At 72.8% G+C, this 11205-nt stretch carries 10 protein-coding genes; 6 read left to right on the plus strand and 4 right to left on the minus strand.

The annotated features are described in order from the left end of the window. Positions 1–130: 130 nt before the first annotated feature. Positions 131–1063, minus strand: a complete 933-nt coding sequence (locus tag ACIQIB_RS20625; RefSeq protein ID WP_400759549.1) for a helix-turn-helix transcriptional regulator — start codon at positions 1061–1063, stop codon at positions 131–133. A gap of 206 nt (positions 1064–1269) precedes the next feature. Between ACIQIB_RS20625 and ACIQIB_RS20630 the strand changes: the two genes are divergently transcribed. Beyond that, positions 1270–2718, plus strand: coding sequence for an MFS transporter (locus ACIQIB_RS20630; protein WP_400759656.1), 1449 nt, complete (start codon positions 1270–1272; stop codon positions 2716–2718). A 491-nt stretch (positions 2719–3209) separates the two neighbouring features. Here the strand turns inward: ACIQIB_RS20630 and ACIQIB_RS20635 are convergent, their stop codons facing one another. The 3 genes from ACIQIB_RS20635 to ACIQIB_RS20645 form a co-directional block, all read right to left on the minus strand. Beyond that, positions 3210–4076: an alpha/beta hydrolase gene (locus ACIQIB_RS20635; protein ID WP_363604509.1), complete on the minus strand. Its 867-nt coding sequence runs from the start codon at positions 4074–4076 to the stop codon at positions 3210–3212. A 146-nt stretch (positions 4077–4222) separates the two neighbouring features. Continuing rightward, the gene (locus tag ACIQIB_RS20640) at positions 4223–5017 is read right to left on the minus strand and encodes an ABC transporter ATP-binding protein (protein ID WP_363604507.1); all 795 of its coding nucleotides are present in this window, start codon (positions 5015–5017) and stop codon (positions 4223–4225) included. Between the two features lie 33 nt (positions 5018–5050). Further along, positions 5051–6079 carry an ABC transporter substrate-binding protein gene (locus ACIQIB_RS20645; RefSeq protein WP_400649883.1) on the minus strand — a complete coding sequence of 343 codons (1029 nt, stop codon included), beginning with the start codon at positions 6077–6079 and terminating at the stop codon, positions 5051–5053. A 131-nt stretch (positions 6080–6210) separates the two neighbouring features. Here ACIQIB_RS20645 and fhuB point away from each other — a divergent pair, with 131 nt between their 5' ends. The 5 genes from fhuB to ACIQIB_RS20670 all read left to right on the plus strand — a co-directional run bounded on the left by fhuB (position 6211) and on the right by ACIQIB_RS20670 (position 11166). Then, positions 6211–8385 carry a Fe(3+)-hydroxamate ABC transporter permease FhuB gene (gene fhuB / locus ACIQIB_RS20650; RefSeq protein ID WP_400649886.1) on the plus strand — a complete coding sequence of 725 codons (2175 nt, stop codon included), beginning with the start codon at positions 6211–6213 and terminating at the stop codon, positions 8383–8385. A gap of 18 nt (positions 8386–8403) precedes the next feature. After that, positions 8404–9609, plus strand: a complete 1206-nt coding sequence (fes, locus tag ACIQIB_RS20655; RefSeq protein WP_400759551.1) for an enterochelin esterase — start codon at positions 8404–8406, stop codon at positions 9607–9609. Between the two features lie 95 nt (positions 9610–9704). Next, on the plus strand, positions 9705–9893 hold the full coding sequence (locus tag ACIQIB_RS20660; protein ID WP_400759553.1) for a DUF397 domain-containing protein: 189 nt from the start codon (positions 9705–9707) through the stop codon (positions 9891–9893). A 305-nt stretch (positions 9894–10198) separates the two neighbouring features. After that, complete coding sequence (locus ACIQIB_RS20665; RefSeq protein ID WP_400759554.1) at positions 10199–10981, plus strand: Scr1 family TA system antitoxin-like transcriptional regulator; 783 nt, start codon at positions 10199–10201, stop codon at positions 10979–10981. Next, entirely contained in the window at positions 10978–11166 is a 189-nt protein-coding gene (locus ACIQIB_RS20670) for a DUF397 domain-containing protein (RefSeq protein ID WP_400759556.1), read from the plus strand. Before ACIQIB_RS20665 ends, ACIQIB_RS20670 begins: the two co-directional genes overlap by 4 nt. Positions 11167–11205 lie beyond the last annotated feature (39 nt).

Genomic DNA, 11205 nt, shown 5'->3' on the forward strand with positions numbered 1-11205 from the left:
CTGGTCAGTGATGGGAGGAACGTAACGGGACACACTGACAACACGTCTGCCGGGGGCCCGCCCTGGTCGGCGGCCCGACCCAAACCACTCGAACGGGTGATCTATTGGGTGGTCCCGACCGTGCCAGGCCTTAAGCGCGCCGGTCGGGCACCGGAGGGCGCGCCGTAGCCGCCCCGGCCCCCGCGCCCGCCCCGGCCGCCCCGCCCGCCCCGCCCGCCAGCGAGGCCAGCAGCCGCAGCGCCGCCTCGGACGGGGAACCGGGCTCCGCCGTGTAGACCATCACCCGCTGCTGCGGGGCGTTCGGCAGCTGCAACGGCTGCTGCGAGAGCGTCATCCGACCCACCAGCGGATGGTGGTACTCGCGCTCCAGATACGGGCACTCACGCACCTGATGGGCCGCCCACAGAGTGGAGAACTCCGGGCTGCGGACGGCAAGTTCACCCAGCAGCGAGGTCAGTTTGGGGTCGTCGGGGTAGCGCGCGGCGGCGACCCGCAGATGCGCCACCGCCTCCCGGGTCTTGTCCGCCCAGTCCACGAACAGCTCCCGCGTGTGCGGGTCGAGGAACACCATCGCGGCGAGGTTCGGCCGGTCGGCGGGCCGGTCCGGGGCGGCCTGGTCCAGATGTCCGGCGAACAGCGCGTGCCCGAGCCGGTTCCACGCGAGCACATCGGTGCGCCGCCCCAGGACGAGCGCCGGCACGTCCGGTATCGCGTCCAGCAACTGCCGCAGGCCCGGGCCCAGCCGCTCCGGCGCGGAACGGCGGCGCGCCGCCCCGGACGGCCGCGCCAGCACGTGCAGGTGCGCGCGTTCGGCCTCGTCCAGCCGCAGCGCGTCGGCGAGCGCCTCCAGGACGGCCTCGGAGGCGCTCCGGCTCTGCCCCTGCTCCAGCCGCGTGTAGTACTGGATGCTCACCCCCGCGAGCTGCGCCAGCTCCTCCCGGCGCAGCCCCGGCACCCGCCGCCGCGTGCCGTAGGCGACCAGCCCCGCGTCCTGCGGTTGCAGCCGGGCGCGCCGGGAGCGGAGGAATTCACCGAGTTCGGTCTGGGCGGTCTGGGAATCCATGGTGTCCAGTGTCCTCGACCGGCTGGTTCTTAGCCTGTCCCGGCCAGTAGTACCAAATATCGAGGTCTGGGTAACCCGGTCGCGGTCTTCGAGACTGCTCCGTGCGGTGGTCCGGCCCGGGCCGCCGCGGCGACGAACGCGATACCGGCGACGACGCCATCGACACCCCCCGCGACGACTGCGACGACTGCGACGAAAGGCAGCCCGTGCCCGCCCCCTCCAAGACCGCCGCCCCCTCCTCGACCCCGGCGGAGCCGTCCGCACCGGACCGGCTGCCCACCCGCCGGCGCCTGATCCTGGCGCTGCTGCTGGGCGCCCAGTTCATGCTCGCCGTGGACTTCTCCATTCTGAACGTCGCCCTGCCCGACATCGGCCGGGGGGTCGGCCTCTCGCTCGGCGCCCTCCAGTGGGTCGCCACCGCCTTCGCCCTCCCGGCCGCCGGGTTCACCCTGCTGTTCGGCCGCGTCGCCGACCTGCTCGGCCGCCGTCGGCTCTTCGTCACCGGCCTCGCCCTGCTGGCGGCCGGCTCGCTGGTGGGCGGTCTGGCCGGGAACTCCGCCGTGCTGCTCACCGGCCGGGTGCTCCAGGGCCTGGCCACCGCCATCGCGACCCCCGCCGCCCTCTCGCTGCTGACCACGTCCTTCCCCGAGGGCCCGCTGCGGCGGCGCGCGCTGGGCCTCAACGGCGCGCTGATGTCCGCCGGGTTCGCGGTGGGCGCCCTGTTCGGCGGCGTGCTGACGGACCTGCTCTCCTGGCGCTGGGCCTTCCTGGTGAACGCCCCGGTCGCGGTGGTGCTGCTGGTCGCGGCCCCGGCGCTGATCCCCGCCGACCGCGACCGCGCCACCGGCCGGCTGGACATCCCCGGCGCCGTCACCGTCACCGGCGGGCTGCTCTTCCTCGTCTACGGCATCACCCGGGCCGGGCACGCGGGCTGGGGCGACAGCGCCGCCCTCACCGGCCTGGCCGTGGGCGCCGTCCTGCTGGTCGTCTTCACGCTCGTCGAGAACCGCGCCGCCGAGCCGCTCGCCTCGCTGCGGGTGCTCACCAAGCGCACGGTCGGCTGGGGCAACCTGGGCGGGCTGGTGGTGTTCGCCATGGAGACGGCGATCGTCTTCCTGCTGACCATCTATCTGCAGACCGTCCTGGGCTACTCCGCGCTCGTCACCGGCCTGGTCTTCGGCGTCCCGGGCGTCACCGCCGCGCTCGCCGGCGTGCTCGGCCCGCGTCTGCTCGGCCGGGTCGGCGCCCGCAACAGCCTGGTCGCCGGGCTGGTCGTCCAAGGCGCGTCCAACGCCGTCCTGCTCCTGCTCGGCACCGACCGCACGGGCATCGTCCTGGTCATCGCCAGCAGCGCGATCGGCTTCTTCGGGCACGTCTACGGCATCGTCGCCTACACCGTCACGGCCACCTCGGGGCTGCCGGACCACGAGCAGGGCCTGGCCACCGGTCTGACCACGATGACCCAGCAGGTCGCCTTCGCCCTCGGCATCCCGGTGATCAGCGCCGTCGCCGTCGCCCGCACCGGAAGCTCCCGGGACCCGGTGGCCGTCCTCGACGGACTCCACCTGGCGATCGGGGTGGACGTCGCGGTGACGGTCGTGGCGGCGGTCCTCATCGCGGTCTTCCTGCGCCCGCGCGCCGCCCGCCCGGCCTGAGCGGTCCCGGGCCCGGCCGACCTCGCCGCGGGCGCGGGCGGCGGCCAGGCCCTCGCGAGTGCCGGAGACGATCAGCTCCCGGATGAACTCGGCGAGGGCGGCGAAGACGTGGAACACCAGCCGGCCGCGTTGAGGGCGTCGAGCTGGCGGTCGAGCTTCTGTCCGCCGGTGGACACCCGCGCGTATCCGATGCGGGTCTCGGTGTGGACGGCAGGCTCAGCGACCAGGAGTTCGAACTGGGCGCCTTCAAGTGGCCTGCTCACGCCCGGAATCCGGTCAGAAAACGGTGGTCGCGGTTTGTTGAACCACCCGGGTTTCTGAAGGAGTTTTTGAAGGCCCTGGGGCCCTTCCGGCGGCCTGCCCGGCAGTCTTCAATGGACGTTGGCTTGTTGAAGACCAAATGCCGAGGATCGCTGCGGAAGCCGGAGGACCCTGGAAGCACTACGCCCCCGGCAACCACAGTCGATGGCAACCGACGCCTCGTCGACGGATCAGGCGTCAGGAATGGCAACCACCTGTTCAGCGGTATGCCCGCCAGCCTCGACGTCCTGCCGGCTACCCAGGAATCCGGCCACCAGGTCGCAGAACTCCGCCGGCGTGTCGACCCAGGGCCAGTGCCCGCACCCGGACAGCACCTCCAACCGGGCCGCCGGGTAGCAGGACGCGACGAGCCGTGTCGGCGCGGTGCCCGTCACGCCGTCCTCGGCACCGGCAACCACCAGCACCGGGCTGAGCACAGCAGCACGGCGGGCAACTTCAGCTGCGGCAGCCGCTGCGGAGACAGGGCTCACATAGAAGGTCTCGCGCAGCCACGAAGGCGGCTGCGGATAGTCGGCCTCGGCCTCGTGGTGCCTCCGCGTCGCCTCCGACCAGGCACCATAGCTCCACGGCAACGCCCCAACTGCCAGCGCCTCAGCACTTCCCGGCTCGCCGGCACGCCGCTCCCGAATGGCAGCCACCTCAGCCTCGTCCACCTCCCGGGCGACCAGGCCAGCAGGCGTGACCAGTACCAGCCTCCCCAACCGCTCCGGATGGCGGGCCGCAAACTCCTGAGCTGTCAGGGTGCCGGCAGAGTGGGCGAGCAAGTCCACACGCTCCATGCCCAGGTGTCGGCGCAGTTCTTCCACGTCCCGGCCCTGCTCGGTGAAGGCACAACTGTCACGGTCCGCAGGGACCTCGGACCGCCCGGCGGCACGGGCATCCAGCAGTACCAGAGTGCGGTGGCGATCCAGACCTCCAAGATGGCCGAGATCGCGGACGTCCGCCCCCGGTCCGCCCGCCAGGCAGACCAGCACTGGGCCGCTCCCGGCAACCGAGTAGAACAACCTGGTTCCGTCATACGAGGTGAAATAAGGCACGAGACGCATCCTCGCAGGGAACGGCTTCCTCGGCGGATCGAAGGAACACCGATCACTCGATCAACGACCCTTACCAGCACCAGACCCGTCGTACGCACGACCGGCCCGGTCCGGTGCAAACCGGACCGGGCCCCGCCGCGCTCCGCTCAGCCCGCGACCGCCCGTGTCCCCGCGCGGGGGACGATCACCGGCGCGCCGTCGCCGGGGGCGGGCAGCACATCGCTGTCGATGTCGTACAGCGCCCGGACCAGCGGCGCGTCCACCACCTCGCGGGGCGGCCCGCAGGCGACCACGGCGCCGTCGCGCAGGGCGACCACCAGGTCGGCGTAGCGGGCGGCCGCCGCGAGGTCGTGCAGCACCATGACGACGGTCCGCCCGTCGGCCGCCACCTGCCGTACCAGTTCCAGTACTTCGACCGCGTGCCCGAGGTCGAGCGCGCTGGTGGGCTCGTCCAGCAGGACGACCGGGGCGTCCTGCGCCAGCACCATGGCCAGCCAGCAGCGCTGCCGCTGGCCACCGGAGAGGCGGTCCAGCCGGCGGTCGGCGAACGCCTCGACGCCGGTGGCCCGGAGCGCCTCGGCGGTCAGCCGTTCGTCGTCCGCCGACCACTGCCGGAACAGGCCCTGGTGCGGGTGGCGGCCGTAGCGGACCAGCCCGGCGACGGTGACCGCCTCCGGCGCCTGCGGGCTCTGCGGGAGCAGCGCCACCCGGTGCGCGGCCTGCCGAGGGCGCAGCCGCCAGATGTCCTCGCCGCCGACCAGCACCCGCCCGGCGTCCGGCCGGTGCAGCCGGGCGATCGAGCGCAGCAGGGTGGACTTGCCGCACCCGTTCGGGCCGACGATGGCCACCACCTGCCCGGCGGGCACGGTGAGGTCGACGCCGCTGAGCACCGGGCGCCCCGCGCCGTAGCCGGCCGCGAGCCCCTGGACCGCCAATTCCATCTGCCAGTTCCTTCGGTCGGGCCGGGTGGCGGCTCAGGAGGCGGTGAGCGCCTTGGTGATGTCGCCGATGACGACGTCGGCGGCGAGCGGGCCGCCGCGGGTGGACCAGACCGAACCGTCCACGGTGACGGTGTGGTTGTTCTTCACCGCGCCCAACTCCTGGTAGGCGGGCTTGGACTGGACGTCCTTCAGCGCGGCCTTGCCGTCGTCGGTGAGGGTGGAGAGGAACAGCCAGTCGCCGTCGATCTCGTTGATCTTCTCCAGGCTGAGCGCCGGGGTGTGCGCGTTGCCGTCCTTGTCCTGCGCCTTCGGGCGGGTCAGGCCCATGTCGAGGGCGACGCCGCTGGCGAACTGCTTCTTCTCCATCCAGCTGGGGCCGGTGGGGTTCCAGCGGACGATGGAGACCGCGGCCCCCTTGTTGGCGCCCAGTTCGCCGCCGGCCTTGGCGGCCTTGGCGTCGTAGTCGGCGATGACCTTGTTGGCCTGGTCCAGCTTGTTGACGGCGTTGCCGATGCCGCGGAAGGAGAGCTTCCAGTCGTCGGTGGGGGCCATGGTGACGACCGTGGCGGGGGTGATCTGGCGCAGCTGCTTGAGCATCTGCTCGTCCTGCATGTCGCCGGCCAGGATCAGGTCGGGCTTGGCGGCGATCACCTTGTCCATGACGGGCTGGAGCAGGTTGCCGACCACGGTGATGCCCTGGACCTTGTCCTTGAGGTAGGCGGGCGGCTCGTTGAGGCCCTGGCCGTTGGTGATGCCGACCGGCTTGACGCCGAGGGCGAGCACCGCGTCCAGGTCCTCCTGGGTGAGGGTGACGATCCGCTGCGGGTCGGCGGGGATCTCGACGGCGGTGCCGGTGGCGTCCTTGACGGTGCGCTTGCCGCCGGCGGCGCCCGAACCGCCCGCGGCGTCGGCCGCCGGGGTGCCGGACGAGGAGGCCGAGGCCTTGTCGGAGGAGCCCGACGAGCCGCAGCCGGTGAGCAGGAGCGCGACCGCCCCGGTGGCGGCCAGCGCTTGGACCGCCCGGCGGCGGGCGGGGTGGAGCGGGCTCTGGGCAGTCGGCATGGGTGCCTCCGGGCAGCGGTGGTGCGGAAGTTGAGAGGTGTCCCGGGGGCCTCGGGGCGACAGCCGGGTGAGGTCGGCGGTCGACGCCGGGCACCCCCGGGACGGAACATCCATTAGGTTAGCCTTACCTTATGACATTGTCGCAAGTGGGTACCGCCGACGCGGCCCGCACCGGCCCCGACGCCCCCGCCCCCAAGCCCGGCCGCGACCACCGCCATTGGCCCGCCGCCGCGGCGGCCGGGGCCGTCGTCGTCGCCCTGCTCACCCTGACCGCGCTCTCGCTCTCGGTCGGCGCGGGCGAGGTCGGCCCCGGCCAGGTGCTCGACTACCTGCTCGGCCGGCACGGCGCCCGCAGCGACAGCCGTCTCGCCCTGGTCGTCGGCGACCTGCGCCTCCCGCGCACCCTCACCGCGCTGCTGGTCGGCGCCGCGCTCGGCGTCGCCGGCGCCCAACTCCAGTCCGTCACCCGCAATCCGCTCGCCGAGACCGGACTGCTCGGCGTCAACGCGGGCGCCTCGCTCGGCGTCGTCCTCGGCATCGCCGTCCTCGGTGTGCAGACCTCCTACGGCTACCTGGCCTTCGCCTTCGGCGGCGCCGTCCTCGCCAGCGCCGTCGTGCTGCTCATCGCGGGCGGCCGGGGCGGCGGCTCCCCGATGCGCCTGGTGCTCGGCGGCTCCGCCGTCGGCGCCACCTTCGGCGGGCTCACCGGCGTCCTGATCGTCAACTCCCCCGAGGCGTACGACCGGTACCGGGTCTGGGTGCTCGGCTCGCTGGCCGGCGTGGAGGGCTGGACGATGCTGCGTCAGCTCGCCCCGGTACTCGGCGCCGGCTTCCTGGTCGCCCTGCTCACCACCCGGCCGCTGGCCGCGCTCGCCCTCGGCGACGACCTCGCGCGCGGCCTCGGCCACCGGCCCAACGCGACCCGCGCGGCCGTCGCCGTGGCCGTCACCCTGCTCACCGCCTCCGCGGTGGCCCTGGCCGGCCCGATCTCCTTCCTCGGCCTGCTCGCCGGGTTCCTCGCCCGCGCCGTCGCCGGGCCCCGGGTCGGCCGGCTCACCCTGTTCGCGGGCCTGGTCGGCGCGGCCGTGCTGACCGGCGCCGACGTCCTGGCGCGGGTGGTGGCCCGGCCGTTCGAGGCCCCGGTCTCGGTGATCGTCGCGCTGATCGGCGCACCGACGCTGATCGCCATCGTGCGCTCCCGCCGGATGGCCGCGCTCGGCATGACCGACACCGCGCCCGGCGAATCCGGCACCGCACGCGAGGAGAGCGCCACCGAGAAGCCCGACCTGGTGCTGCGGCGCGGCGCGCTCTCACTGCTGCTCCCCCGCCGGGCGCTGCTCGCCGCGGCCGGTCTGGCCACCGCCCTCCTCGCCGCCGTGGTCGTCGCCGCGCACGCCGGGCAGAGCGAACTCGGTCTCGGCCCCACCTTCCAGGCCGTCTTCGGCTACGGCGACCGGCTGGACGTCCTGCTGGTGCAGAAGTTCCGGCTCGGCCGGATCGTCGCCGGCATCGCCGCCGGGGCCGCCCTCGGCCTGGCCGGCTGCCTCACCCAGACGCTCGCCCGCAACCGCCTCGCCACCCCCGAACTGCTCGGTGTCAACGACGGCGCCACCGCCGCCGTGCTCATCTCCGTCTCGGTCACCGCCTCCGGCACCTTCGGCGCCTGGTGGGCCGGCCCGCTCGGCGCGCTCGTCGCCGTCCTGGTGGTCACCCTGGTTTCCGGCGGGCTCGGCGCGCGCGGCTACCGGGTGCTGGTCGTCGGCCTCGCCATGTCGGCGCTCGCCTCCGCCGTCATCCAGGTGGCGATGGCCCGCCGCTCGCTCAACTCGGCCGGGTCGCTGTACGTCTGGACCTCCGGCAGCCTCAACGGCCGGGACTACGCGGTGGCCACACCGGTGCTGATCGGGCTCGCGGTGCTGGTACCGCTCGCCCTGGTCGTCGCCCGCCGGCTCGCCGTGCTGCGCTTCGACGACAACGTCGCCTCCTCGCTCGGCGTCGACCCGGGCCGGGTGCGCCTGGTCTGCCTGCTGCTGGCGGTCGCGCTGGCCGGACTCGCCGTCGGCGTCTGCGGACCGGTCGGCTTCGTCGCCCTCGCCGCGCCCGTGATCGCCGGGCGACTCGCCGGGCCGTCCCGCGTCCCGGTACTCGGCTCGGCCCTGGTCGGCGCCGTCCTGATCGTCCTCGCCGACACCCTCGGCCGGGTACTGATCGACGGCGTGGAGATCCCCGTCGGCATCGTCACCACCGTCCTCGGCGGCCCGTTCCTGCTCTGGGTCCTGCTCGGCCGCAAGGGCAACCCCGCCTAGCCCCTTTGGAGTTACCGCATGCAGAGTGAACCGACCGCACCCGGTGGCGACTTCCTCGCCCGGCTGGCCACCGAGGGCTCCCCGCTGATCGGGCCCGACCCGGACGACCCGGCGTACCGGCTCGTCACCTTCGTCCACCGCGACGACCCGGACACCCCCTCCGACGGCGTCCTCGCCCTGGTCCACACCGTCACCGACAAGGACCGCCACGCGGGCGACCTCACCCCGCACCTGATGGCGCGTCAGCCCGAAGGGCACTGGGCGCTCACCTACCGGCTGCGCGCCGACCACCGGGCCTCCTACCAGTTCTACCCGGTCCGCGGCACCACCCCCGGCACCACGCGCGCCGACTGGCTCCGTGTCCTCGACGGCGCCCGGCCCGACCCGCTCGCCCGGGGTCCGCTGCTTCCCGCCCGGGACGGCCGCCACCCGTCGTCGGTGCTCAGCCTGCCGGACGCACCCGCGCAGCCGTACGCTCAGCGGCGCGACGGCGTCCCGCGCGGGCGGACGGTCACCGCCGAGGCGGCCGGCCGCCGGGTGGACGTCCACCTCCCGGCCGGACACGACCCGGCCCACGGGCCCTACCCCGTCACCGTGCTGCTGGACGGCGAGATGTGGGGCGAGGTGCTGTCCGTCGGCGACACCTTCGACAACCTCACCGCCGACGGCCGCATCCCGCCGACCGTCGCCCTGCTGGTCCACACCATGGGCCCCGGCCGCCCCGCCGACCTGAGCTGCAACCCGGACTTCGTGGACCTCCTCGCCGACCAGGTGCTGCCGTGGGCCGCCGAGTTGTACGGAACCACCTCGTCCCCGGACGCCACCGTGATCGCCGGCCAGAGCGCGGGCGGCCTCACCGCCGCCTTCGCCGCCTTCCGCCGCCCCGAACGGTTCGGCAACGCGCTCTCCCAGTCCGGCTCCTTCTGGTGGCCGGACGGCACCGAGTTCGACGAGGGCAGCGAGTGGCTGACCCGCCAGTTCGCGGCGGGTGATCGCCGCCCGGCCCGGTTCTACGTCGAGGTCGGCCTCCAGGAGTGGATGCTGCTCCCCCAGAACCGCCACCTGCGGGACGTGCTGACCGCCCGCGGCTACGCACTGGAGTACCGCGAGTTCAACGGCGGCCACGACTACGCCTGCTGGCGCGGCGGCCTGGCCGACGGACTGGCACACCTGCTGGGCCCGGACGGTGCGGCGGGCGTGTCCCCCACCGGAGCGCCCTCCTGATAGCCGTAGGGAGGGGAGGGCGGCCGATACTGCCGCCGGGTTCGACAACGCCTGAAGCGGAAGGCTGTTCACATCGACACGTTGATGGAGGAACAATGACCACCGAACTGACCTGGTTCAAATCCAGCCACAGCGGGACCGAGGGCGGCGACTGCGTCGAGGTCGCCGTCACCCCCGCGACCATCCACGTCCGGGACTCCAAGGACCGGACCGGCACCCAACTCGCCTTCTCCCCCGCCGCCTGGGCCGACTTCGTCGCCTTCACCGCCCGGCACCAGCAGTAATCTCCGGAGCCGCACGGACTCGCCCCCTCTGTCGGGCGGATGGCCGTCGCCATCCGCCCCACAGACGGTCACCTCAAGCCAGGGGCAACGGCCTTCGGACAGGCCGGGCGCGCCCCAGCCCGCCTGCCTCAGCCTCTGCCACACCGTCGGATTCGTGTCAGCACGAGCTCGGAAATCACCCGCACAGGGGGTTTCGGCCAAATCCGCACCCCTTCCAGGCCGACGCCGAAGTAGCCTCGGGTGCCAGGCCAGTACGAGGACCCGGGGGGTCAGCGATGAGCGAATCTTCCACCACGCCGCCTCCCATGTCGTGGCGGTACTGCGGCAACCAGATCAAGCTCTGGCGCACCCACGCCGGAGTCAGCCGCGAGGACTTGGCCAAGGAGGCCGGGTACGTCGTCGAGAGCCTCCGCTCGATGGAGGCCGGCCGCAGACGCCCGTCGAGACATCTGCTCGACATCGCCGACCAGATGTGCGGAGCGAAGGGCATCCTGGCGGCGGGAGAGGAGTACCTGAAGCCGGAAAAGTACCCGTCGTTCGCCGAGGACTACATGCGGTACGAGGCCGAGGCGGTGGTCGTCAACTGGTACGAGAACCAGCTGATTCCTGGTCTGCTCCAAACCGAGGAGACCGCCAGGACCATCATCAACGCACGCTGGCCTCCGCTGGACGACGAGACGGTCGAGGCTCGCGTGGCCGCCCGGTTGGAACGTCAACTGGTGCTGAAGACGCAGACCAAGGCCTTCAACTTCCTGATCGAGGAGACTGTCCTGCGTCGCCCTCTCAGCACGGAGGAGGCACACATCCGACAGCTGAGACATCTCCTGAGCGCCGGGGAACCACGCAACGTGACCGTCCAGGTCATTCCCTCGAAGGGCGTACACCCCGGGTTGGAGGGACCGTTCATCCTTCTGGATTCCCCCGAGCACGAGCGGCTCGCGTACGAGGAGGGCCAGGCGATGGGGCTGCTTCACTCTGACCGCGACAAGGTCCACCTGCTCAGCCAGCGACATGAAATGATCCTTCGGCAGGCCCTCACCCCGGAGGAGTCGGCACGGTTCATCAACACGTTGGTGGAGGATCAATGAGCACCGAACCGACCTGGTTCAAGTCCAGCCACAGCGGAAGCGAGGGCGGTGCCTGCGTCGAGGTCGCCGTCACTCCCGTGATCATCCACGTCCGGGACTCCAAGGACCAGACCGGCCCACAGCTCACCTTCTCCCCCACCGCCTGGGCCGACTTCATCGACTTCACCGCCCAGCACCAGCAGTAACCTCCAGGCCCACACAAACTCACGCCCCCTCCGAGGAAC

It is taken from the genome of Kitasatospora sp. NPDC092286 (assembly GCF_044755565.1).
In the GTDB taxonomy this organism is placed as follows: Bacteria; Actinomycetota; Actinomycetes; order Streptomycetales; family Streptomycetaceae; genus Kitasatospora.

Excerpts from the sequence above, each read along its gene's own strand:
- ACIQIB_RS20625 (WP_400759549.1), bottom strand. The coding sequence starts at position 1,063 with ATGGATTCCCAGACCGCCCAGACCGAACTCGGTGAATTCCTCCGCTCC.
- ACIQIB_RS20640 (WP_363604507.1), bottom strand. The coding sequence starts at position 5,017 with ATGGAATTGGCGGTCCAGGGGCTCGCGGCCGGCTACGGCGCGGGGCGC.
- ACIQIB_RS20645 (WP_400649883.1), bottom strand. The coding sequence starts at position 6,079 with ATGCCGACTGCCCAGAGCCCGCTCCACCCCGCCCGCCGCCGGGCGGTC.
- fhuB (WP_400649886.1), top strand. The coding sequence starts at position 6,211 with ATGACATTGTCGCAAGTGGGTACCGCCGACGCGGCCCGCACCGGCCCC.
- fes (WP_400759551.1), top strand. The coding sequence starts at position 8,404 with ATGCAGAGTGAACCGACCGCACCCGGTGGCGACTTCCTCGCCCGGCTG.
- ACIQIB_RS20660 (WP_400759553.1), top strand. The coding sequence starts at position 9,705 with ATGACCACCGAACTGACCTGGTTCAAATCCAGCCACAGCGGGACCGAG.
- ACIQIB_RS20665 (WP_400759554.1), top strand. The coding sequence starts at position 10,199 with ATGTCGTGGCGGTACTGCGGCAACCAGATCAAGCTCTGGCGCACCCAC.
- ACIQIB_RS20670 (WP_400759556.1), top strand. The coding sequence starts at position 10,978 with ATGAGCACCGAACCGACCTGGTTCAAGTCCAGCCACAGCGGAAGCGAG.